Below are 22,484 nucleotides of genomic sequence, written 5' to 3'. Positions count from 1 at the left end.
CGACCACTCACTCGTCCGGCCGACCGGCCCGTTCCCGGCGCTCGGCCGCCACGGCCCGGGCGATGTTGCCGTGGACGTGGTCGGCACCGAGACGCTCCATGAAGCCGTCGAGCTCGAGCGTCGTCCGCACCGCCGCCTTGAGCCTGGCGAGCCGCAGGACGACCCCGGAGTCCTCCGCGAGGTGGAGCACGTCAGCCATCTTGGCCGACCCCTGGGAGTCGACGAAGTCGATGCCGCCACAGTCCAGCACGATTCCCTTGACAGCCGGGTCCTCGTGGATGACCTCGCGGACGCGGTCCTCGAGGGCGTCCGACGTGGCGAAGAACAGTCCGCCGTCCATCCGGATCACCACGATGCCGGGGACCGTCTCACCGTCGGGGTGGTCGGCGAGGTCGCGGTAGACATCAGTGCCCGGCTCGCGGGCGAGCGTCGGGATGTACGGCCGGGTGGAGACCTTGATGAGCCAGAAGATCGACAGCGCCACCCCGATGATGACGCCGGCCAGCACGCCGAAGACGAGCGCGCCGAGCAGCGCCGCCACGGCCACGGCGAAGTCGAAACGCTTGACGCGCAAGAGGCGTCGCATCTCCGGGAGATCCATCATCCCCATGACGACGGCTTCGATGATGATGGCGGCCAGCACGGGCTTGGGCAGGTCGGAGAAGAGCGGCGCGAGGAGCAGCAGCGTCAGGAGGACGGCGAATCCCGTGGTGAGCGAGGCCAGGCCCGACTTGGCCCCGGAGTGGTCGTTGAGCGAGCTCGCGGACAGGCTGGTCGAGACGGGCATCCCCTGAAGGACTCCCGAGCCGGCGTTGGCGAAACCCTGCGCGACCGACTCCTGGTCGATGTCGATCTGGTAGCGGTGCTTGGCGGCGAAAGCGCGGGCGTCGCCGGCCGTCTGCGAGAAGCCGATCAGCACCAGGGCGAAGGCCGCCACGGCCCCGACCCCGACGTGGTCCCACATCAGCTGCAGGTCGGGCAGGACGACCGTCGGCAGACCTCTCGGCACGTCTCCGACGAGCGCGACGCCGTGGTCACCGAGACCCAGCAGCCACGAGGCGAGCAGACCTCCCACCACGAGAACGAGCGCACCCGGGACCTTCGGCGCGACGACGCGCAGACCGAAGACGACGGCCAGCGAGACGAGGCCCACCACCACGGTCGTGCCGTGCGCGTCGCCGAGCGTCGTGAACCACGACCGCAGCTCCTGGAGCGGGTTGCTCCCGGACACCTTCGTGCCGGTGAGCTTGGGCAGCTCGCCGATGACGACGTCGATCGCGGCCCCGAAGAGGAAACCGGTGACGACGGCACGGGACAGGAACTGGGCGATCCACCCCATCTTCAGCACCGCGACGAGCAGGTAGAGGATCCCGGACGCGAGGGTGATCCCCGCGACGAACGACGCGACGGCCTTCTCGTCGGCGATGCCGGCCGCCAGGACGGCGCTCGCCGCGACGGCCGCGAGTCCCGAGCTGGGCCCGACCGAGATCTGCCGGCTCGTCCCGAAGACCGCGTAGAGGATCGCCCCGGCGGCTGCCGCGTAGAGGCCGTTCTGCACCGGGATCCCTGCGATGCCGGCATAGCCGAGGTTCTTCGGGACGACGAGCGCGAGCACGGTGACGCCTGCGATGAGGTCTCCCCTGAGCCAGCTGCGGTCGTACGAGCGCAGCCAGCTGATGATGGGGACCCTGCCGACTCCAGGGGTTCGATTCGACATGAGCGCGCCACCCTCCCGTCAGGCGCGTGGGCGGCCCCGGGGGCGGTGCGATCCTCACACGCCGGCTGACGCCTCCCAGCATCGCAGCCGCCGAGGGAGCCCGCCCGGATATTCCGGCAGGCTCCGGCACGGTGCCCCCGGCAGGACTCGAACCTGCGACCAAGAGATTAGAAGGCTCTTGCTCTATCCGCTGAGCTACAGGGGCGGGTCGCCCGATCCGGGCGCCGTCCAATGATAGGCACCGCGGGAGGGCACGCCCGCTCAGGTCACGGGCGAGCCGACGAAGTCCCGACGGTGCGACGTGATCGCCTCGAGCAGCACCATCTCGCGTTCCGACGCGCCCTCCTCCGCGGTGCCGTGGACGAGCCGCGAGCGCAGCAGCGCCAGGTCGCTCGCGCTGTCCTGGAAGGCGTCCATCGACCGCTTCGCAGGGCGACCGCCGTTCTGTCGGGCCCAGGCACGCGCCGCACGACGCAGCCGCAGGTGCGAGAGCATCGTGACCTCCGCGTGGGTGAGCCAGCCTGCGTCGGCGTACGGGGAGAGGTAGCGACCGATGAGCCGGCCCTCCCGGCGACGCAGCCAGAGGAGGAAGCCGATGAAGGCGAGGAAGAGCGGCACCTGGTAGGAGACGTATGCGGCGAAGAAGCCGTCCATCCCGGCGAGCGCCGAGAGGTTCCAGAGGCCGTGGAGCAGCATGGCGCAGATCCACCCGGCGAGGATCGAGAGGACGCGCACCGCCGGACGCCGGGCGGACACGGCGATGCCGATCCCGATGCCCGTCAGCGACGTGAAGAGCGGGTGACCGAACGGACCCATGAGTCCACGGACGAGGAAGGTCGACGTCAGGCCCTCACCCCCGTACTCGTTGTAGGCCTGCCCGAGGTAGAGGATGTTCTCGCTGAAGGCGAAGCCCGCCCCGATGAGCCCGGCGTAGACGATGCCGTCGATGATCCCGTCGAACTCGCGCCGACGGAACAGGTAGATGAGCAGGATGCCCAGGCCCTTGAGCGTCTCCTCGGTGATGGGCGCGAGGTAGACGGCACCCGTCTCGAGCGGGTCGGTCCAGCGCGCCTCGACGAGCATCTTGAGGCCGAAGGTGTTGAGGAAGAAGGCACCGACGACGGCGACGAGCGCCCCCCAGAGGAAGGCGAAGACGATGTAGCGCGCCGGCTCCGCCTCGTAGCGGTCGAGCCAGAGGAAGGTCGGCACGATGATGAGCACCGGGATGATCGCCATGAGCGCCGAGGTCACGATCGTCTGGGTCGTGAGCCGCTCGCCGAGGATGCCGAGCAGGATGAGCAGGCAGAGGAGGAAGAGCGACGCCGCGACGCCGATGGCGAGCGCGGTGCGCAACATCGGTCGCCGGGTCGGGTTGTGCGCCGGGCTCCATTGCGGCGCCTGCCCGCCCGGGCTCGCGCCGGTCCCCTGTGTCGTCACGTCCCCTGAGGTCATGAGGGCAGGCTAGTGCAGCGCTGTGGCCGCCGAGCGGGGCTCGTCGCCCTCAGCCTCTATGGTGGACCGGTGAGCGACACCAACCACCGAGCCATCGCCGACCGGATCATCTGGATCGACTGCGAGATGACGGGCCTGTCCCTGAAGTCCGACGCCCTCGTGGAAGTGGCCGCCCTCGTCACGGACTTCGAGCTCAACCAGCTCGGCGACGGCATCGACGTCGTCGTCAAGCCGCCGGACGAGGCCCTCGAGCAGATGGACGACTTCGTCCGCGACATGCACACCAGCTCGGGTCTCATCACCGAGCTGGACTCCGGGGTGACGCTCAAGGAGGCCGAGCACATCGTCCTCGACTACGTCCGCACCTTCGTCCCCGAGCCGCGCAAGGCCCCGCTCGGCGGCAACACCGTGGCCACCGACCGCGGCTTCCTGTCGCGCGACATGCCGGTGCTCGAGTCCTACCTGCACTACCGCATCATCGACGTCAGCTCGATCAAGGAGCTCTCCCGTCGGTGGTACCCCCGCGTCTACTTCAACGCCCCCAAGAAGTCGGGCGGGCACCGGGCGCTCGCCGACATCCGCGAGTCGATCGCCGAGCTGCGCTACTACCGCCAGGCGGTCTTCGTGCCGCAACCCGGCCCCGACAGTGCCACCGCCAAGGCGCTCGCGTCACCTCACGTCATCGAGCACTGAGCGCTCCGACGCAGCCCTTCGGGCGATGGCGTATGCCGTCACCCGTGCCGTCGGTGGGGTGGTCGGTGGGGTGGTCACGAGCACCTCACGAGAGCCTGTAGCATTGTCGACGCCGTGACACGGCGCCGAGCCCTCGGGCCCGGCTCGTGTTGTGCATGGTGGGTGTAGCTCAGCTGGTAGAGCACCTGGTTGTGGTCCAGGTGGCCGCGGGTTCAAGTCCCGTCACTCACCCCACCGTCCTGGTCGTCAGGACGAACGCATGGCCCGGCTCCCGCGTGGAGCCGGGCCGCGCTGCATCTGGCGCCGGTCCCGAACCGAGGCAGTCCGGCGCGACTAGGCTCGTGCCAGCCGCTCACACCGGCCCGCAGCCCGCAACGCTGCTCTGCGGTCGCTTCCCCGACGACCCCGAGGTGACCCCATGAACGACTCCAGCGCGCCCTCGGTGGACGCGCGGTTCTCACCATCTGCCGGTCAGACCCTGGGCGTCGAGTGGGAGATCGGTCTGCTCGACCCGGCCACGCTCGACCTCACCTCGCGTGCCGTGGAGCTGCTCGGCCTCGCCAACGGACCCGAGGACACCGGTCACGCCAGGCCGACGAAGTCCCGGTCGACCGTGACGCAGGAGCTGCTGCGCAACACCGTCGAGATCGTCACCGGCATCTGCGCGAACGCCGAGGAGGCGGCCGCGGACCTCGCCGACGGCCTCGGGCGCGTCCAGCGCGCGGCCTCGGAGCTCGACGTCCTGCTCTACGGCGGCGGGGCGCATCCGTTCGCCCGGTGGGAGGACCAGCAGGTCACCGAGGGCCAGCGTTACGCCACCCTCATCGACCGCACCCAGTGGTGGGGTCGGCAGATGGTGATCTTCGGGGTCCACGTGCACGTCGGCGTCCGGTCCGCCGCGAAGGTGTGGCCCCTCGTCAACGCCCTGTTGACCTACCACCCCCACCTCACGGCCCTCTCGGCGTCATCCCCCTACGGCTCGGGGGCCGACACCGGCTACGCGAGCAACCGCACGATGCTCTTCCAGCAGCTGCCCACGGCCGGCCTGCCCTTCCAGTTCGAGACGTGGGCCCAGTACCGCGCCTACCTCCACGACGTCTTCACGACCGGGGTCGTCACCGACGCGAGCGAGCTGCGCTGGGACGTCCGGCCGTCGCTGCGCCTCGGCACCATCGAGGTCCGGGCCTGCGACGGCTTCTCGCGCCCGCAGGACGTGGCTGCCGTCGCCGCCCTCATCCACTGTCTCGTCGCCCACCTCGAGCACCAGCTCGACGAGGGCGTCCTCGCCCGCCCGCTGCCGCCGTGGCACGTGCAGGAGAACAAGTGGCGGGCGGCCCGCTACGGGCTCGACGCGATCATCATCCGCGACGCCGACAACACCGAGGTCCACGTCGTCGACGACATCCACGACCTCCTCGAACAGCTCCAGCCCGCCGCGCGGCGCCTCGGCTGCACGCGTGAGCTCGCTGGGGTCGAGGACATCCTGCGCGACGGGGCCGGTTACCAGCGGATGCGCGCGGCCGTCACCGGCGACGGCACCGGCGACCTGCGGGCCGCCGTGCGCGCCATGCTCGTCTCCGACGGCCGGTGACACCACCACCGTCGGGCTGACCCGACTCCCCCGAGCGGGGCCACAGGGACACGCGGTCGCCCGCCGGGCGGCATACCGCACAATGGGGTCATGCTCATGGGGAACAAGAAGGCCCAGCGGATCACGGTCGGTGTCATCATCGGCGTCATCGTCGTCAGCCTCGCGCTGTCACTCATCTCGACGGCCAGCGCGACCCCGTAGTCACGCGAATCCGCCCGCAGCACCGGGGCGCCCGGCCCCTGCCGGGGTCCTGACGCGGGGCTCGGGACACCCCGGGCCGACCGATTTTGTCCCGGCCCGGGACGGCTGCTAACGTTTCCCCTCGTTGCGCCGCTAGCTCAATTGGCAGAGCAAGTGACTCTTAATCACTGGGTTCGGGGTTCGAGTCCCTGGCGGCGCACGTCAAGACCCCCGTTCGGAGCGATCCGGACGGGGGTCTTCCCTGTGTACCCGTTGATTCGCGTATCAGGCTGACAGCGCCGCGCCTCCCTTGGACGATGGAGGTTCCATCCGGGGCGCGGGTGACGCGTCGCCGGCTCGAGGGGAGATGCGATGAGCGGCTGGGACGACGAGCTGGACCGAGGCGACCAGGGCGAGCGGGAGGTCACGCCGGACCTGCCGTGGATCGAGGAGCCGCCACCCCCGGGCGGGGGCGACCGCGACGTCACGGTGCGCGGTCCGGGAGCGAGCGTCGGCAAGGCGCGTGCCTTCACGACGTACCTTCCCGTCGGGATGTGCTGCAACTTCGTGTGGAACTGCATCGCCGCTCCGCACACCTTCGGACTGGCCGACGCCAACGCCGCCTGGGCACGCGCGGCGCAGCGCCGCGGCGGCACCGACGCCCCTGCGGGCGCCCCCGTCTACTGGGCGGGCGGCAAGCACGGCCACATCGCCCTGTCCGTCGGCGCGGGCCGGGTCCGTTCGACGGACTGGCCCGCCAAGGGCAAGGTCGGCGAGGTCGACATCGACGTGATCACGAAGGCCTGGGGCATCACCTACCGAGGCTGGTCGGCCGACTTCGCGGGCACCCCGATCCCCGGGCTCGGCGGGGGCCAGACCGCGCTGGCCGGTGGTGGTGTCGCCATCGACGACGAGGCGATCCGGCCGGGCAAGCGCAACCCCTCGGTCCGGCGCTTCAACAAGGCGCTGTGGGACTCGATGCCCGCCGACTACCGCGCCTCCCACCAGAAGGCGTGGATGTCCGAGGCCTCCGATCTCTACGGGCCGGTGTCGCAGCTGGTCTGCTTCGACAAGTACGTCCTGCTCAACCAGAAGGACCCGAAGAAGTGGCCGCTGCCGAGCAAGCCGGTGTGGCCAGGTCCGGGACTGCTGCGCAAGCTCGGGCTGCGGCCCGACTGACGCCCGACGGACCGGGCCGAGCCTCAGAGGTACAGGCCGGTCTGGCCGTCCTCGACGCGACGCGCCGCGACGGCATGGATGTCGCGCTCGCGGAGCAGGACGTAGTCCCTGCCGTGCAGCTCGACCTCGCCGCGGTCCTCCGGGTCGAAGAGGACGCGGTCGCCCAGCTCGACCTGGCGCACGTTGGCGCCGGTGGCCACGACCGCGCCCCACGCGAGGCGCTTGCCCACCGACGCCGTCGCGGGGATGAGGATGCCGCCGCCGGAGCGCCGCTCGCCCTCGTACTCGAGGGAGACGAGAACGCGGTCGTGCAGCATCCGGACGGGCAGTCGGTCCGCCGCGCCGACGGCATCCTTCTTGGCCACGGGAGTGGGTGGGCCGTTCGGCTCAGCGCCGGCGACGCAGCAAGCCGATGGCCACCACCACGACGACGGCTGCCGCCACGACGGCGCCGATGCGCTCGATACGCAGCTCACCGTCCTCGGTGTGGGTGGCCGCGGCGAGGCGCAGCCGCAGGCCCTGCACCTGACGCTGGGCGATGACCTGCGGCTGGGCCCGGTAGGCCAGCTCGTTGACGGTGCCCTCGAGGCGCGCGCGGGCGGTCTGGATGTCCTGCTCGATCCGTGCGGTGTCGCTCATCTGGCTTCCTTTCGGGGGACGGTTGCGACTCTAGTCGGCGATGCCGAGGTCGCGACGGAGCTTGGCCACGTGTCCGGTCGCCTTGACGTTGTAGAACGCGTGGCTGACCGTGCCCTCCTCGTCGACGACGAAGGTCGATCGGATGACGCCCTCGACGGTCTTGCCGTAGAGCTTCTTCTCGCCCCAGGCGCCGTATGCCGTGTGGACCGCGAGGTCCTCGTCGCTGAGCAGCGGGATGGTGAGGTGGTCGCGCTCACGGAACGCCGCGAGCTTGGCCGGCTTGTCCTTGGAGATGCCGACCACGTCGTAGCCGTCCTTCTTCAGGGAGTCGAGCGACTCGCTGAAGTCGCAGGCCTGCTTGGTGCAGCCCGGCGTCATGGCGGCCGGGTAGAAGTAGACGATGACCTTGCGGCCCGCGAAGTCGGCGAGGCTGACGGTCTGGCCGGTGTCATCGGTGAGGCTGAAGGCAGGCGCCTGCTCGCCCGGCTCGAGTCGTGCGGTCACGATCTGCTCCTTCGTCGTCATGTCTGCCGGGCTCGTACCCGATCCGGACACGAGGTCGGTCCGGCTGGTGCGGACGGCGGGACTCGAACCCGCACACCTAGGGCACAGGAACCTAAATCCTGCGTGTCTACCAGTTCCACCACGTCCGCTCGCGCAGTGCGCGGCCCCCACTGTAGTTGGCGGCGCCCGGGTATCAGGAGCCGCCGTCCCGCCCTCCGTCTCCCATGACCCACGGACGAGGAGGTGCCTCATGGACAGGATGAACGCATCGGTCGGAGCCGCGCTCGACACGACGACGTGCCCGGAGTGCGGAGCCCTCGCCGAGGTGACGGAACGCGCGGTGCTGGAGAGCACCGACGGGCCCGTCGAGCACGCGCGGGTGCTCTGCGTGGCCCGGCACTGGTTCCTCCTGCCGGCCGCGTCCCTGTCGAGCCCACCCGCCCGCTCACCGGTCAGGACTAGCCTGCGCTCATGAGGCGCAACATCGGCACGGGCGGTCCGTGGGAGGCCGTCGTCGGCTACTCGCGGGCGGTCCGCGTCGGGGACACCGTGCACGTGGCGGGCACCACGGCGATCCGGGAGGGCCGGGTCGTCTCGCCCGGCGACGCGTACACGCAGGCCAAGGTCGCGCTCGAGATCGTCGTCGAGGCCCTCGCGGAGTGCGGGGCCTCGAGCGCGGACGTCGTGCGGACCCGGATCTTCGTCACCGACATCCGGGACTGGGAGGCGGTGGGACGGGCGCACGGCGAGGTCTTCAGCGACGTGCGTCCCGCCTCGACGATGGTCCAGGTGACCGCCCTCATCGAGCCCGACCTGCTCGTCGAGATCGAGGCCGACGCCGTGGTCGGGTCGGGCGCGACCGGCGTCACTCCACCCTGACGTTGACGACGTGGATGCCCGTGGCGCCGTCGGGTGCGGGCGGCGCCTCGAGGGGTGACTGCACCTGCCCCTTGGCGTCGTACGCGCGCACGCGGATGTCGTGGCTGCCCGGCGTCGCGTCCCACTCGTAGACCCACTGGCGCCAGGTGTCGATGCTCGCGTCGGCGGCGAGGCGAGCCTCGGTCCACGGCTGCTGGTCGACCTGGACCTCGACCTTGGAGATGCCGGTGTGCTGCGCCCACGCCACCCCGGCGACGGCGACGGTGCCGGCCTTGACGCTCGCCCCGGCCTGGGGGACGTCGATGCGCGACGCCGTCTTGATCGGTCCGGTCGCCGACCAGCCGCGCGGCGTCCAGTAGGCCACGTCGGCGGCATACGTCGTCACCTTGAGCTCGGTGACCCACTTCGTCGCCGAGACGAAGCCGTAGAGACCCGGCACGACGACACGCACGGGGAAGCCGTGCTCGAAGGGCAGCGGCTCGCCGTTCATCCGGATCGCGAGCAGGGCGTTGCGGTCGTCGGTGAGGGCGCCGAGCGGGGTCGAGGCGGTGAAGCCGTCGATGCTCGTCTGGAGCACCATGTCGGCACCCGCCCGGGGGCCGGCCATCGCGAGGAGCTCGCGCACGGGCCAGCCGGTCCAGACGGCGTTGCCGATGAGGTCGCCCCCGACCTCGTTGGAGACGCACGTCAGGGTGACCAGCGCCTCCTGCATCTGCTTGCCCTGCAACGTCTGCCAGTCGATCTCGACCTCACGGTCGACCATGCCGGTGACCTTGAGCGTCCAGTCGTTGGCGTCGATGCGGGGCACGACGATCGCCGTGTCGATGCGGTAGAAGTCGGCGTTCGGGACGATGTACGGCGTCAGCCCGGGCACCTTGAGGTCGGCGCCGGCAGGGATGGCGAGCTTCGTGCCCTTGAGCGGCGTGCTCTTGAGCGCGTCACGCGAGACCGTGGCCGCCGCCGAATCGCCGCCGAGGTAGCTGCCGGCGAATGCCGCGACGGCACCGACCGCTCCTCCGATGACCCAGCGTCGGCCGGGACCGGCAGCGCCCGTCGCTGTGGCCGAGGGGGCGGAGGCGCGGCTGAGGAACCAGATGCCGGCTGCGGTGCCGAGGATCGTCGGCAGGACGTCGGCCGGGCCGGCGCCCGGACGGGTGAGCACCGCGGCCGCGCCGATGACGCCGAGGACGGCGAAGGCGACGAGGCCCGCGACGAGGTGGCGGCTCGCGAGCACGCCGACCGCAGCGCAGGCGAGGGCGAGCACGACGACCGTGCCGACGAGCAGAGCCCGCTTGTCGTTCGTGCCGAAGGTCGCGATGGCGAAGTCCTTGAGCCACGGCGGCGTCCGGTCGATGAAGGCCCCGCTGACCGCCGCGATGGGGGCCGGCTGGCCCGAGGACTGGCCGACGGCCGTGAGCAGCGCCGCGGCGAGGGTCGCGAGCCCGACCGTGAGCAGCCCGGCCACCAGCCCGTCGACGGCGCCCCACCAGAGCGGACGGGCCGGCTGCTGCGGGGCGGTCTCGGGACGGGTGGCCGGGCTGGTGGTGGTCATGGCCTCAGGTGCTCCTTCAGGTGTGGCACGAGTGCACGGAAGGCGAGCGCCCGGTGCGAGACGTGGTTCTTCTCGTCGGCGTCGTACTCCGCCAGTGTGCGTTCGTTGCCGTCCGGCTGGTCGGATGGCAGGAAGATCGGGTCGTAGCCGAAGCCGTTGGTGCCCCGCGGCTCGCGGCCCACGGTCCCGGGAAAGCGACCGAGCTCCGCGGCCGAGCGACCGTCCGGCAGCACGAGGGCGGCGGCGCAGACGAAGGCTGCGGCGCGGTGCTCGTCCCGGACGTCGCCGAGCTGCGCGAGGAGCAGCTCGAGGTTGGCCCGGTCGCCGCCCCCACCGGACCAGCGGGCGCTGAAGATGCCGGGTGAGCCGCCGAGCACGTCGACGGCCAGGCCCGAGTCGTCGGCCAGCGCAGGCAGGCCCGTCACGTGGGCGGCCGACGCGGCCTTGAGGATGGCGTTCTGCTCGAAGGTGACGCCGTCCTCCACCACGTCCGGCGCGTCGGGGAAGCCGTCGAGACCGACGATCTCGAGGCTGAGGTCGGCGCTGACGTCGGCGAGGATCTCGCGCAGCTCCTCGACCTTGTGGGCGTTGCGCGTGGCGAGGACGACCTGCGTCACGGGGCGACCTCCCCGGCCAGGGCGGCGTGCTGCCGGTCGGTGAGGTCGGCGCAGCCCTTCGTGGCGAGATCGAGCAGCTGGCCGAGCAGGTCACGGTCGAAGGGCGCACCCTCGGCGGTGCCCTGGACCTCGATGAAGCGGCCGTCGCCGGTCATGACGACGTTCATGTCGGTCTCGGCCGTCGAGTCCTCGGGGTAGTCGAGGTCGAGCACGGCACGGCCCTGGACGATGCCGACGGAGACGGCGGCGACCGAGCCGGTCAGCGGCTGGGCCTTCGTGCCGATGAGGCCCTGGGAGCGGGCGTGCTCGACGGCGTCGGCCAGGGCCACGTAGGCGCCGGTGATGGCCGCGGTGCGGGTGCCACCGTCGGCCTGCAGGACGTCGCAGTCGAGGACGATGGTGTTCTCGCCCAGGGCCTTGGTGTCGATGACGGCGCGCAGGCTGCGCCCGATGAGGCGGCTGATCTCGTGGGTGCGGCCGCCGATGCGGCCCTTGACGCTCTCGCGGTCGGAACGGGTGTTGGTGGCGCGGGGCAGCATGGCGTACTCGGCGGTGACCCAGCCGGCGCCCTTGCCCTTGAGCCAGCGCGGGACGCCCTCGGTGAAGGACGCCGCGCACAGCACGCGCGTGCGCCCGAACTCGACGAGGACGCTGCCCTCCGCGTGGTCGAGCCAGTTGCGGGTGATCCGCACCTCGCGGGTCTGGTCGGGGGCACGGCCGTCATGTCGGTCAGTCATGCCCACGAGGCTAGCCATGACTCCACGCTAGGCCTCAATCGCGGGTGCGGGGACGCGCCTGGACGGCTCGTTCGTGAACCGTAAGGACACGTCCCCGCAACGCGTTGACGGGCTGGTCAGTCGAGCGTCTCGGCCGAGAGTCGCTCGACCTCGTCGGCCGACAGCTCCAGGTCGACGGCCTGCACCGAGTCCTCGATGCTCTCCGGACGGGAGGCGCCCGGAATCGGCACGACGGTCGGCGCGAGCGCGAGCTCCCAGGCGAGGGCTACGCGCTGCGGGCTCACGTCGTGCGCCGTCGCCACCTCGGCGAACGCGTCGTGCCGGCTCCCGAGGTCACCCGCCCTGCTGATGCCGCCCAGCGGGCTCCACGGCAGGAAGGCGATGCCGAGCTCGGCGCACAGGTCGAGCTCCGTGCGGCTGCTGCGGAAGGCCGGCGAGAACTGGTTCTGCACCGAGACGAGCCGACCTCCGAGCACGTCCTGCGCCTCGCGGATCTGGGCCGGGTCGGCGTTGGAGATGCCGGCCATCTCGATGACGCCCTCGTCGAGCAGCTCGACGAGGGCACCGACGGACTCGGCGTAGGGCACCTCGGGGTCGGGCCGGTGGAACTGGTAGAGCCCGATGGCGTCGCCGCCGAGCCTGTGGAGCGAGGCCTTGGCGGCCTCCTTGAGGTGGTCGGGCCGGCCGTTCTGCGTCCACGAGCCGTCGCCGGGGCGCAGGTGGCCGCCCTTCGTGGCGACGAGGACGTCGGCGGCACGGCCCGACCACGACGAGAGCGCCTTGGCGATGAGGGACTCGTTGTGGCCCACCTCGCCGGCGTCACGGTGGTAGGCGTCGGCCGTGTCGATGAGGGTCACGCCGGCGTCAAGGGCGGCGTGGATGGTCCGGATCGAGCGGTCCTCGTCGGGCCGCCCCTCGATGGACATCGGCATGCCGCCGAGACCGATCGCGCTGACCTTCCTCGATCCGATGGTTCGTTGCTGCAACGGGGCCTCCTGGGTTCGGTCGTTCCGGTCGTCGGCGGACGTCCGGCGACTGCCGGGCGCGCGACGCACCGTCACGGTCCATACCCGGCTTCGGGGTCCGTCACCCGCAGCCGGGTCCGTCAGAGGCGGTAGGTGGCGTCCGGCTCGGCGAGCTCGACGCAGCCCGGCCACACCGCGGCAGCCTCCGCCCGACACACCTCGGCGTCGTTCCAGGCCGGGATGTGGGTCAGCATGAGGCGACGCACTCCCCCGGCCCGGACGGCCGCCTCGGCGGCGCGGCGACCGGAGAGATGGATGTCGGGCACCGTGTCTCGGCCCTCGACGAAGGCCGAGTCGGCGAGCACGAGGTCGGCGCCGGCCATGAGCTCGTCGAGCTCGTCGCACGTGTCGGTGTCGCCGGTGTAGGCGAGCACCCGTCCGTCGGCCTCGACCCGGAAGCCGTAGGCCTCGACCGGGTGGTTGACGTGCACCGGCGTGATCGTGAACGGCCCGACCGTCACCGGCTCGCGGTGGCGCAGGTCGTGGAAGTCGAAGACGGACAGGACGCCCTCGGCCTCGCCACCGCCGTAGGCGCGGGCGAGGTGAACTCCGGTGCCCGCGGGACCCCAGACCGGCATCGTCGCGCGCCCGGGCCCGCCGGGTAGGTAGCGCATCATGACGTAGAGCCCGCACATGTCGATGCAGTGGTCGACGTGCAGGTGGCTGAGCAGCACCGCGTCGACGGCATACGGCTCGATGTGGCGCTGCAGGGCGCCGAGGGCGCCGTTGCCGAGGTCGAGCACGATGCTCCACGTGCGGCCCTCGTGCTCGGTGCGGACGAGGTAGGACGAGGCGGGCGAGCGTGGACCCGCGAAGGATCCCGAGCACCCGACGATCGTGACGTCCACGTGACGAGCCTAGGTCCCGGCACCGACTCCGGCCCGACGGCGAGGCGTCGGGTGCGTCACACCGTGCCGTCCGGCCGCCGGCCGTCGTCGTCGAGGTCGTCGTCGAGGTCGTCGTCGTATGCCGCCACGACGTCACGCAGGTCGGTGCCCATGAGCGCCTGGGTGAGGGTCTCCTGCAGCCAGGTGAGGAAGTCGTACCACGCCATGGCGTAGCCGAGCGGGTCGTCGTCGTCGATGTCGTCCATCGCGGCGTGCAGCGCCTCGGCGTCCTCCTCGGTGCGCATGCCCATGCGTTCCCCGAGCAGCAGGCGCACGTCGGTGAGCGCCATGAGGAAGGCCGGCGCCTGCGACTCGTCGAGCACGACCCGGTTGCCGACGGCCCCGTCGACGCACGCGAGGGCGACGTCGAGGTTGCCGCTCTTGCGCTGGCGCAATCCCTCCTCGGTGAGGCGACGGAACTCGGCCGCGATCTCGTCGTCACCACGGTGGGCCGTCGGCAGGAGCCGGTCGAGGGCCGGGTCTCGGTCGTCGAGCGACGCGGAGTCGGTCTGCTGGTCGGCAGGGCTCAGCGACAGGCCCATCGACGCCACGAGGTCGTCGAACGCGTCACCCGTCGGTTCGATCTCGGGCGAGAGCAGCAGACGCGTCTGCTGCATGAGGCCGAGGAGCACCGTCCGCTCGGTGGGCTCGAGGAGCGCGACGTAGTGGCCCTTCTCGCGCAGGAAGGCGCGGGCCATCAGCTGTCCTTCTCGAACGTGGCCCAGAGGCCGTAGCCCTGCAACGCCTCGGCGTCACGCTCCATCGACTCCCGAGGACCGTTGGAGACGACCGCGCGGCCCTTGACGTGCACGTCCATCATCAGCTTCTCCGCCTTCGGACGGGCGTAGCCGAAGTACGTCTCGAAGACCCACGTCACGTACGTCATGAGGTTGACGGGGTCGTTCCAGACGATCGTCACCCACGGCACGTCGGGTGCGACGACCTCGTCCGTGGAGGTCTCCTCCTGCTCGACGGGAGCGAGGGAGAGGGTGGCTGGACTCACAGGGCCACCCTAGGTCCACCGAGGGCGCGAGGCGGACGGTCCCCGGCGGCCGGTGACACCTAGGGTGGGCACGTGAGCCCGACGAGCCCCCGCGCCGCGAGCACGGCGCTGCTGACCGACCACTACGAGCTGACGATGCTCCAGGCCGCCCTCGCCTCGGGCGAGGCGCACCGGCGGTGCGTCTTCGAGGCGTTCGCCCGCCGGCTGCCGGACGGACGCCGCTACGGGGTCATCGCGGGAACGGGGCGGGTGCTCGAGGCGCTGGAGCAGTTCCGTTTCGGCGACGACGAGCTGCGTTTCCTCTCCGACCGCCAGGTCGTCGACCGGGCCACCGTCGCGTGGCTCGCCGACTACCGCTTCTCCGGAGACGTCAGCGGCTACGCCGAGGGCGAGTGCTACTTCCCGCAGTCACCGGTGCTCGTCGTCGAGTCCACCTTCGCCGAGGGCGTCATCCTCGAGACGCTCGTGCTCTCGATCCTCAACCACGACACAGCGATCGCGTCCGCGGCCTCGCGCATGACGACCGCCGCCATGGGCAGGCCCTGCATCGAGATGGGCTCACGACGCACCCACGAGGAGTCGGCCGTCGCAGCCGCTCGGGCGGCCTACGTCGCCGGGTTCGAGGCGACGAGCAACCTCGAGGCCGGGCGGCGCTACGGCGTGCCGACGACGGGCACGGCCGCGCACGCCTTCACTCTGCTCTACGACTCGGAGAAGGAAGCCTTCACCGCCCAGGTCGAGTCGCTCGGCAAGGGCACCACCCTCCTCGTCGACACCTATGACGTCCGGACGGCCGTCGCCCTCGCCATGGAGATCGCCGGGCCCGAGCTGGGGTCGGTCCGGCTCGACTCGGGCGACCTGCTCATCCAGGCCACCGAGGTGCGCGCCCAGCTCGACGCCGCGGGCAACACCGACACCCGGATCATCGTCACCTCCGACCTCGACGAGTACGCCATCGCCGGCCTCGCGGCTGGACCCGTCAGCGGCTACGGCGTCGGCACGGCTCTCGTGACCGGGTCCGGAGCCCCCACGGCATCCATGGTCTACAAGCTCGTCCAGCGAGAGGACGCATCGGGGCAGATGCAGGGCGTCGAGAAGAAGAGCAAGGACAAGACGTCGGTCGGCGGCCGCAAGTGGGCCATGCGGCGCCGCGGCGACGACGGGATCGCCCAGGCCGAGGTCATCGGCATCGGCGAGCAGCCGCGCGACGACGGCGACGACCGCCGGCTCATGATCGACCTCGTCCGCGCCGGCGAGGTCGTCGACCACCAGGACATCCACGAGGCCCGCGCCCGCCACGAGGCCTCGCGCGCCGAGCTGCCCCGGGCGGCGGCCCAGCTCTCGCGAGGCGAGCCCGTGATCCCCACCGTCTACGAGAAGGACTGAGCCATGGCCGGACCCACGCATGTCGACGCCGCACGGGCACTGATCATCGTCGACGTCCAGAACGACTTCTGCGAGGGCGGGTCCCTGGCCGTCACCGGCGGCGCGGAGGTCGCCCGCGAGGTGAGCGAGCACGTGGGCCGGCACGCCGCGGACTACGACCACGTCGTCGCGACCGCCGACTGGCACGTCGACCCCGGAGCGCACTTCTCGTCGACCCCCGACTTCGTCGACTCGTGGCCGGTGCACTGCGTCGCAGGCAGCGAGGGAGCCGAGTTCCACCCGAGGCTCGCCGGGGCCCTCGGTCACGTCGAGGCGGTCTTCCGCAAGGGCGAGCATGCCGCCGCCTACAGCGGATTCGAGGGACGGTCGGACGACGACCTGCACAGCACCCTTGCTGCGTGGCTCACCGAACGCGGCGTCTCCCGCGTCGACGTCGTCGGCATCGCCACCGACCACTGCGTGCGGGCCACCGCGGCCGACGCGCAGCGTGAGGGCTTCGAGACCACGGTGCTCCTCGACCTCACCGCGGGCGTGTCCCGGACCACGACCGACGCGGCCCTCGCAGAGCTGCGCGAGGCCGGCGTGCACCTGCTCGGCTCACCCCGAGTCGGCAGCTGACCCTGCCCCTCTCCCCGGCTAAGTCGAGTGAGGGCCCCGTCACGGGCGTTGCGCCTCACTCGACGAGAGGTGGGCGACGAGGGCGCGGGAGGTCAGCGGAGGACGGCTCGGAGGGCGCGAGCGGCGTGCTCGAGCCGCGGGCCGACGGTGCGCACGTCGAGCGGCTCGAGGGAGACGACACCGACCGAGGCCTCGACGCCCCCCGGGACCGGGTCGGTGCGGGTCGACAGCGACACCGCGAGCCCGTGCGCCCCCGCCTGCAGCTCGCCGTCGGTGCCGACGACCCCGCGCTGTCCCGCCCGACCCGCGAGGATCGCGCGTCCCGCAGCGCCTTGGTCGAGCCGGTGCCGGGCGCCCGAGCGGTAGGCCACGTGGACGTCGGTCCACGACGGCTCGACGACGACGAGGGCCAGGGCCTCGTCGCCTTCGGCGATCGTCAGGTGCGCCGTCGCCCCCACGGCGTCGGCGAGGTCGCGCAGCACAGGGCGAGCCTCGCTGCGGACGACGGGAGTGACGGCAGAGGCGAGTCGGCTGATGCCCAGCGCGAGACGCACCCGCCCGTCGGATGCCCGGGAGACGAGGTGGTGGTCCTCGAGCGTCGTCACGAGGCGGTAGACGACCGGTCGTCCGACGCCGAGGCCTGCTGCGAGCTCGGTGATCGTCAGACCGGCCGACCCCTCGGTGCCCGCGAGCGTCTCGAGCACACGGATGCCGCGGTCGAGGGTCTGGGAGGACTCACCTCGTGCGGCGGCCGGACCGGGCACGGGGTCAGCCCTCGGAGTGGGCGCCGTCGGGCGTCCTCCCACGGCCCGCCCCCTTGGACCACGACATCGCGTAGAGGCCGTCGTCGACGGCCACACCGCCCTCGCCGAGCTCGAGCGGACGGAACGTGTCGACCATGACCGCGAGCTCGTCGAAGCTCTCGACACCGATGGAGCCCTCGGTCGCACCGGGCTGTGGGCCGTGCGGGTGGCCGCCCGGGTGCACGGAGATCGACCCCTTGCCGATGCCCGACCCCTTGCGGGCCTCGTAGTCGCCGTCGACGTAGAACATGATCTCGTCGCTGTCGACGTTCGAGTGGTAGTAGGGAACGGGGATCGCGAGCGGGTGGTAGTCGACCTTGCGGGGCACGAAGTTGCAGATGACGAAGTTCGCGCCCTCGAAGACCTGGTGCACGGGCGGCGGCTGGTGGATGCGGCCGGTGATCGGCTCGAAGTCGCGCACGTTGAGGACGTACGGGTAGAGGCAGCCGTCCCAGCCGACGACGTCGAGCGGGTGGAACGGCAGCGTGTGGATCGTGCCGACGACGCCACCCGGGCCGTTGCCACGGTGCTTGATGTAGACCTCGGTCTCCTCGTCGGGGCTCGCGCCGACGTCCTCGGCGAGGAGCGGACCGTCCGGCTGGCGCAGGTCGCGCTCGCAGTAGGGGGCGTGCTCGAGGAGCTGGCCGTACTTGCTGAGATAGCGCTTGGGCGGCGCGATGTGGCTGTTCGCCTCGATGCAGTACGCCCGGAGCGGCTCGTCGCCGGAGACCTCGGGGAGCCACCGGTGCGTCGTCGCCCTCGGGATGATGACGTAGTCGCCCTCGCCGACGTCGAAGGCGCCGAAGACCGTCTCGACGCGGGCTCGGCCGCGCTCGACGTAGACGCACTCGTCGCCGATCCCGTTGCGGTACCAGGGGCTCGGCGCGCCCGCGACGGCATACGAGATGCGCACGTCACCGTTGCCGAGGACGAGTCGGCGACCGGTGACGACGTCGGTGCCCTCGACCGAGGCGGCGGCGAAGAGGTCATGGAGCTTGAGGTGCCGGGGCGTCAGCGGATGGTTCGGCGTCGTCGACTGGTCAGGGACCCCCCACACGGCGGCGCCGACCGTCGTCGACGGGATGTTGCGGTGGTAGAGCAGGGAGCTGTCGGAGCTGAAGCCCTCCTCGCCCATCAGCTCCTCGTAGTAGAGCTCGCCCGGGGCGCTCCCGGCGCCGGGTCGGCGGTGCTGGGTGTGCCGCTTGGGCGGGATGCTGCCGACCGACTGGTAGTGCGCCATGGGCGAGGGCCTCTCCGTCGAGCGCGTCCGATGAGCGGACGCTGATGTATCGCTATTGCAACAGTGGAGTACGCTCCCGGTCATGTCAAGGACGCCGTTCGCGCCACTCTTCGACCGCCTCGTCGACGACGCCGCGGTCTTCCCGCCGGGACTGGCGCCCCTCGACGTCGCCGTCCGCGAGCATCTCGACCGTCGCGCGGGGCCGTACGCCGCCCACATCGGTCCGCTGCTCGTGCCGGCCACCGCGGGGGCCGAGCTCGCCGGCCTTGCCGCGAGGGACGACCGGGCCGTCGCGGAGCCGCTCGCGGTCTCGCTCGTCGTCCGTCCGGGCGCTCCCCTCGAACCGCTCCTCGATGCGGTCGACCTGCTGCGCGACGACCCCCGGGTCCTCGTGTCCGGCGCCGAGCTCGGCTGGACCGAAGGGACCGACGGCTGGCGCCGCACCCTCGACCTGGCCATCCCCCTCGTCGTGGAGGTCGGCCTCGGTTCAGACCAGGAGTCAGGCCTCGACGACATCGCTCACGCCGTCGACGAGGAGCACGACGTCACGGCCAAGTTCCGCACCGGCGCCACCCCCGCGTGGCCCTGGCCCGACGAGGCGACGCTCGCCGGCTTCCTCGACGCCGTCGTGCTGCGCGGCCTGCCCTTCAAGCTGACGGGCGGGCTGCACCACGTCGTCCGCGGCACGCGCCAGGACAAGCCGATGCACGGCCTGCTCAACGTCCTTCTCGCCACACACGAGGCGCTGGCCGGGGCCGAGGCCCGCGAGCTGTCCGGCGAGCTCGCCCGCCGCGACACCGAGGTGCTCGTGACCGCGGTCTCCAGCCTGGGCACCGACGACGCGGAACGCGTCCGCGAGAGCTTCACCGCCTACGGCTGCTGCGGTGTGCTCGACCCGTTGACCGAGCTCGAGGCGCTCGGGCTGATCACCACCGAGGAGTCCCACGCATGACGACGACCACCCGGCCGACCACCTGGCTCGACGTCCCCGCCGACCACCCCTTCGGCATCGAGACCCTCCCCTACGGCGTCTTCAGCACGGCCGGCGACCCGGTGCGACGCGTCGGGGTGCGCATCGGTGACCTCGTGCTCGATGCAGGCGCCGTGGCCGCGATCGGCCGTGACGCCGGGCTCGTCGGTGACGGGCCCGACCTCGCGACGGCGTGGCAGACCCCCAGCCTCAACGCCTTCCTCGCCCTCGGCCATCCGGCGTGGACCGTCGCCCGGGAGTGGTTGACCGAGGTGCTTCGCGACGAGGTGCACCGCGACGGCGTCTCGCCGCACCTGCACCCCCTCGCGGAGGTCACGCTCCACCTGCCCGTGGAGGTGGCCGACTACGTCGACTTCTATGCGAGCGAGGACCACGCGAGCAACGTGGGCCAGATCTTCCGCCCGGACAACGCCGCGCTCCCCCCGAACTGGAAGCACCTGCCGATCGGCTATCACGGCCGCGCCGGCACGGTCGTCGTGTCGGGCACCGACGTCGTCCGCCCGACGGGCCAACGCAAGGGCCCGAACGACCCCACCCCCGTCTTCGGGCCGAGCATCCGCCTCGACATCGAGGCGGAGCTCGGCTACGTCGTCGGCGGCGCGACCGACCTCGGGTCGCGCGTCTCGGTCGACGAGGCGCCCGACCACCTCTTCGGCGTCGTGGTCCTCAACGACTGGAGCGCCCGTGACATCCAGGCCTGGGAGTACGTTCCGCTCGGCCCCTTCCTCGGCAAGTCCTTCGCCACGTCGGTCTCGGCGTGGGTCACGCCGCTGGAGGCGCTCGCCGCGGCCCGCGTTTCCCTTCCGGGACAGTCGGACCCGGAGGTGCTGCCCTATCTTCGCGGTGACGCCTTCGGCCTCGACGTGCACATCGAGGTCAGCCTCAACGGCACGGTCGTCTCGCGCCCCGAGCACGCCGGGATGTACTGGTCGCCGGCCCAGATGCTCGCGCACCTCACCGTCAACGGCGCCTCTCTGCGCGACGGCGACCTCTTCGGCTCGGGGACGGTCAGCGGCCCGACGCGCGACAGCCGGGGCAGCCTGCTCGAGCTGACGTGGAACGGCGCCGAGCCGCTGACGCTCGCGGACGGCTCGACCCGCGGCTTCCTCGAGGACGGCGACACGGTCACCATGACGGCCTGGGCGCCGGGACCCGACGGCTCGCGCATCGGACTCGGCGAGGTCACCGGCACCGTCCGACCCGCCCGCTGAGGCCCCCGGGCCGCCCTCAGTGGATGACGACCGGCGCCGCCTCGGTCTGGTCGTCGAGGAAGTGCGACGTCTCGTGCTTGCGGGGCAGGAACGACGCCGGGATCAGCGTCAGCGCCACGAGGATCGCGGCGACGAGGAAGGTGGCGCCGAACGCGTCGGCGGCCTCGGCCAGGCCCTGTTGGACCGCCGCCGGCCCACCGACGTCGTCGACGAGGGTCGGGTCGTGCAGCGCCGCGATGGCCGGGCCGGCCAGCGCCGAGGCGCTGAGGTAGTTCGTGAAGACCACGGAGATGACGGCGACACCGACGGAGCTCGCGATCTGCTGGCTGATGTTGAGCAGCGTCGAGCCGCGCGCCACCTGGTGGCTCTGCAGCGTCTTGAGCGCCGAGGTCATGAGCGGCATCATCGTGCCGCCCATGCCGAGACCCATGACGAAGAGCACCGGGACCATGAAGCCCCAGTACGGGGTGTCGACACCCACCTGAGTCAGGGCGAACATCCCGCCGGTGATGGCCAGCAGCCCGAAGGGCACGATGCGGCCCACCGGGATGCGGTCCGAGAGGGCGCCGGCGATCGGCATCGTCACCATCGCGCCGACGCCTTGGGGCACCATGAGGAACGCCGCGTGGAGCGTGTCGAGCCCCCGCACCTGCTGGAGGTACGTCGGCACGAGCAGCAGGCCACCGAAGAAGGCCGCGGCGAAGAGGAACATCGTGATCGTCGCGACGCTGAGGCGGCGGTTGCGGAAGAGTCGCAGGTCGAGCAGCGGGTGCTCGGGCCGGAAGCTGTAGAAGACGAAGCCGACGAGCATGGCGAGCCCGATGCCGAGCGGGACGAGCACCTTCGTGGACATGACCGTGCCCTCGCCGGGGATCGAGCTGATGCCGTAGAGGAAGAGCGCCAGGCCCGGGGACATGAGCAGCATGCCGACCACGTCGAAGGACTCGGAGGGTTCCGGGGCGTCGGAGGGCAGCGCCCACCAGGCGTAGAGCGCCGCGACGATGCCGATCGGCACGTTGATGAGGAAGATCCAGTGCCAGCTCGCGACCTCGATGAGCCAGCCCCCGAGGATGGGTCCGAAGATCGGTCCGAGCAGCATCGGGACACCGAGGATCGCCATCAGCCGGCCCATCCGGGCCGGACCCGCGGCGCGCGTCATGATCGTCATGCCGAGCGGCATGAGCATCCCGCCGCCGAGGCCTTGCAGGACGCGGAAGCCGATGAGGAACTCGATCGACCCGGCCGTGGCACACAGGGCCGAGCCGGCGGTGAAGAGCGCCACGGCGAGGACGTAGAGCCGCTTCGTGCCGAACCGGTCGGCGGCCCAGCCGGTGAGCGGGATGACCGTGGCGAGCGCGAGGGTGTAGGCCGTCACCGTCCACGCGACGGTGGAGTAGGGCAGTGGCTGCTCGGGGCTCTCGGCGAAGACGGTCTGGAAGGTCGGCAACGCGATGTTGACGACCGTGATGTCGAGGATCGACATGATCGCCCCGAGCACGACGACACCGGCGATCTTGAGGACCGGCCCGTCGATCTTGTCGGGATAGCTGGGCTGGCTGGTGGCACTGGGAGCAGACACG

At 71.5% G+C, this 22,484-nt stretch carries 24 protein-coding genes and 4 tRNA genes; 11 read left to right on the top strand and 17 right to left on the bottom strand.

All coding sequences use genetic code 11. The annotated features are described in order from the left end of the window. Window positions 1–7: 7 nt before the first annotated feature. The 3 genes from NR112_RS21570 to NR112_RS21560 all read right to left on the bottom strand — a co-directional run bounded on the left by NR112_RS21570 (window position 8) and on the right by NR112_RS21560 (window position 3,169). Entirely contained in the window at window positions 8–1,717 is a 1,710-nt protein-coding gene (locus NR112_RS21570) for a SulP family inorganic anion transporter (RefSeq protein WP_256796328.1), read from the bottom strand. A gap of 132 nt (window positions 1,718–1,849) precedes the next feature. After that, window positions 1,850–1,922, bottom strand: a tRNA-Arg gene (locus NR112_RS21565). A 56-nt stretch (window positions 1,923–1,978) separates the two neighbouring features. Then, on the bottom strand, window positions 1,979–3,169 hold the full coding sequence (locus tag NR112_RS21560; RefSeq protein WP_256796327.1) for a PrsW family intramembrane metalloprotease: 1,191 nt from the start codon (window positions 3,167–3,169) through the stop codon (window positions 1,979–1,981). Between the two features lie 69 nt (window positions 3,170–3,238). Between NR112_RS21560 and orn the strand changes: the two genes are divergently transcribed. The 5 genes from orn (at window position 3,239) to NR112_RS21535 (ending at window position 6,812) form a co-directional block, all read left to right on the top strand. Beyond that, entirely contained in the window at window positions 3,239–3,862 is a 624-nt protein-coding gene (gene orn / locus NR112_RS21555; protein WP_200959189.1) for an oligoribonuclease, read from the top strand. A 158-nt stretch (window positions 3,863–4,020) separates the two neighbouring features. Then, window positions 4,021–4,096 (top strand) — tRNA-His (locus NR112_RS21550). A 184-nt stretch (window positions 4,097–4,280) separates the two neighbouring features. Next, complete coding sequence (locus NR112_RS21545; RefSeq protein ID WP_256796326.1) at window positions 4,281–5,453, top strand: glutamate--cysteine ligase; 1,173 nt, start codon at window positions 4,281–4,283, stop codon at window positions 5,451–5,453. A gap of 327 nt (window positions 5,454–5,780) precedes the next feature. Beyond that, window positions 5,781–5,853: transfer RNA gene (locus tag NR112_RS21540), tRNA-Lys, on the top strand. A gap of 152 nt (window positions 5,854–6,005) precedes the next feature. Beyond that, entirely contained in the window at window positions 6,006–6,812 is an 807-nt protein-coding gene (locus NR112_RS21535; RefSeq protein WP_256796325.1) for a hypothetical protein, read from the top strand. A gap of 23 nt (window positions 6,813–6,835) precedes the next feature. On the opposite strand, the gene NR112_RS21530 is transcribed toward NR112_RS21535, so the two are convergent. The 4 genes from NR112_RS21530 to NR112_RS21515 form a co-directional block, all read right to left on the bottom strand. After that, on the bottom strand, window positions 6,836–7,129 hold the full coding sequence (locus NR112_RS21530; protein ID WP_256796374.1) for a co-chaperone GroES: 294 nt from the start codon (window positions 7,127–7,129) through the stop codon (window positions 6,836–6,838). A 70-nt stretch (window positions 7,130–7,199) separates the two neighbouring features. Then, entirely contained in the window at window positions 7,200–7,451 is a 252-nt protein-coding gene (locus tag NR112_RS21525) for a DUF3618 domain-containing protein (RefSeq protein WP_256796324.1), read from the bottom strand. A 30-nt stretch (window positions 7,452–7,481) separates the two neighbouring features. Continuing rightward, window positions 7,482–7,955, bottom strand: coding sequence for a thioredoxin-dependent thiol peroxidase (gene bcp / locus NR112_RS21520; protein ID WP_256796323.1), 474 nt, complete (start codon window positions 7,953–7,955; stop codon window positions 7,482–7,484). A gap of 65 nt (window positions 7,956–8,020) precedes the next feature. Beyond that, window positions 8,021–8,104, bottom strand: a tRNA-Leu gene (locus NR112_RS21515). 101 nt (window positions 8,105–8,205) lie between these two features. On the opposite strand from NR112_RS21515, the gene NR112_RS21510 reads away from it, so the two are divergent. Continuing rightward, the gene (locus tag NR112_RS21510) at window positions 8,206–8,430 is read left to right on the top strand and encodes a hypothetical protein (RefSeq protein WP_256796322.1); all 225 of its coding nucleotides are present in this window, start codon (window positions 8,206–8,208) and stop codon (window positions 8,428–8,430) included. After that, on the top strand, window positions 8,427–8,834 hold the full coding sequence (locus NR112_RS21505) for a RidA family protein (RefSeq protein ID WP_256796320.1): 408 nt from the start codon (window positions 8,427–8,429) through the stop codon (window positions 8,832–8,834). The genes NR112_RS21510 and NR112_RS21505 overlap by 4 nt, the downstream gene beginning before the upstream one ends. Here NR112_RS21505 and NR112_RS21500 read toward each other — a convergent pair. From NR112_RS21500 to clpS, 7 genes are all read right to left on the bottom strand, one after another. After that, window positions 8,821–10,386, bottom strand: a complete 1,566-nt coding sequence (locus NR112_RS21500) for a molybdopterin-dependent oxidoreductase (RefSeq protein WP_256796319.1) — start codon at window positions 10,384–10,386, stop codon at window positions 8,821–8,823. The two genes, NR112_RS21505 and NR112_RS21500, sit on opposite strands and share 14 nt — an antisense overlap. After that, a complete protein-coding gene (rdgB, locus tag NR112_RS21495; protein WP_256796318.1) occupies window positions 10,383–11,003 on the bottom strand; it encodes an RdgB/HAM1 family non-canonical purine NTP pyrophosphatase in 621 nt (206 codons plus the stop codon). Before rdgB ends, NR112_RS21500 begins: the two co-directional genes overlap by 4 nt. After that, window positions 11,000–11,740: a ribonuclease PH gene (gene rph / locus NR112_RS21490; RefSeq protein ID WP_256796317.1), complete on the bottom strand. Its 741-nt coding sequence runs from the start codon at window positions 11,738–11,740 to the stop codon at window positions 11,000–11,002. The genes rdgB and rph overlap by 4 nt, the downstream gene beginning before the upstream one ends. Before the next feature lie 116 nt (window positions 11,741–11,856). Next, on the bottom strand, window positions 11,857–12,726 hold the full coding sequence (locus NR112_RS21485) for an aldo/keto reductase (protein ID WP_256796316.1): 870 nt from the start codon (window positions 12,724–12,726) through the stop codon (window positions 11,857–11,859). 119 nt (window positions 12,727–12,845) lie between these two features. Continuing rightward, entirely contained in the window at window positions 12,846–13,613 is a 768-nt protein-coding gene (locus NR112_RS21480) for an MBL fold metallo-hydrolase (protein WP_256796315.1), read from the bottom strand. 56 nt (window positions 13,614–13,669) lie between these two features. Then, window positions 13,670–14,350: a DUF2017 domain-containing protein gene (locus NR112_RS21475; protein ID WP_256796314.1), complete on the bottom strand. Its 681-nt coding sequence runs from the start codon at window positions 14,348–14,350 to the stop codon at window positions 13,670–13,672. Then, entirely contained in the window at window positions 14,350–14,655 is a 306-nt protein-coding gene (gene clpS / locus NR112_RS21470; protein ID WP_256796313.1) for an ATP-dependent Clp protease adapter ClpS, read from the bottom strand. Before clpS ends, NR112_RS21475 begins: the two co-directional genes overlap by 1 nt. A gap of 72 nt (window positions 14,656–14,727) precedes the next feature. On the opposite strand from clpS, the gene NR112_RS21465 reads away from it, so the two are divergent. Further along, on the top strand, window positions 14,728–16,041 hold the full coding sequence (locus NR112_RS21465) for a nicotinate phosphoribosyltransferase (RefSeq protein WP_256796312.1): 1,314 nt from the start codon (window positions 14,728–14,730) through the stop codon (window positions 16,039–16,041). A gap of 3 nt (window positions 16,042–16,044) precedes the next feature. After that, window positions 16,045–16,659 (top strand): nicotinamidase, encoded by a 615-nt coding sequence (locus tag NR112_RS21460; protein ID WP_256796311.1) that lies wholly within the window; start codon window positions 16,045–16,047, stop codon window positions 16,657–16,659. A 92-nt stretch (window positions 16,660–16,751) separates the two neighbouring features. Here NR112_RS21460 and NR112_RS21455 read toward each other — a convergent pair whose 3' ends face one another. Both NR112_RS21455 and NR112_RS21450 read right to left on the bottom strand, forming a co-directional pair. After that, window positions 16,752–17,423: an IclR family transcriptional regulator gene (locus NR112_RS21455; RefSeq protein WP_256796310.1), complete on the bottom strand. Its 672-nt coding sequence runs from the start codon at window positions 17,421–17,423 to the stop codon at window positions 16,752–16,754. 4 nt (window positions 17,424–17,427) lie between these two features. Further along, a complete protein-coding gene (locus NR112_RS21450; RefSeq protein WP_256796309.1) occupies window positions 17,428–18,702 on the bottom strand; it encodes a homogentisate 1,2-dioxygenase in 1,275 nt (424 codons plus the stop codon). Between the two features lie 82 nt (window positions 18,703–18,784). Between NR112_RS21450 and NR112_RS21445 the strand changes: the two genes are divergently transcribed. Together NR112_RS21445 and fahA are read left to right on the top strand one after the other, a co-directional pair. Beyond that, window positions 18,785–19,654 carry a hypothetical protein gene (locus tag NR112_RS21445; protein WP_256796308.1) on the top strand — a complete coding sequence of 290 codons (870 nt, stop codon included), beginning with the start codon at window positions 18,785–18,787 and terminating at the stop codon, window positions 19,652–19,654. Then, on the top strand, window positions 19,651–20,904 hold the full coding sequence (gene fahA, locus NR112_RS21440; RefSeq protein ID WP_256796307.1) for a fumarylacetoacetase: 1,254 nt from the start codon (window positions 19,651–19,653) through the stop codon (window positions 20,902–20,904). Before NR112_RS21445 ends, fahA begins: the two co-directional genes overlap by 4 nt. Window positions 20,905–20,920: 16 nt before the next feature. Here the strand turns inward: fahA and NR112_RS21435 are convergent, their stop codons facing one another. After that, complete coding sequence (locus tag NR112_RS21435) at window positions 20,921–22,483, bottom strand: DHA2 family efflux MFS transporter permease subunit (protein WP_256796373.1); 1,563 nt, start codon at window positions 22,481–22,483, stop codon at window positions 20,921–20,923. Window position 22,484 lies beyond the last annotated feature (1 nt).

The organism is Terrabacter sp. Ter38 (assembly GCF_024519435.1).
Classification (GTDB): Bacteria; Actinomycetota; Actinomycetes; order Actinomycetales; family Dermatophilaceae; genus Terrabacter.
The sequence above is the reverse complement of the archived record's forward strand: the minus strand, read 5'-3'. Positions and strand labels throughout refer to the sequence as shown.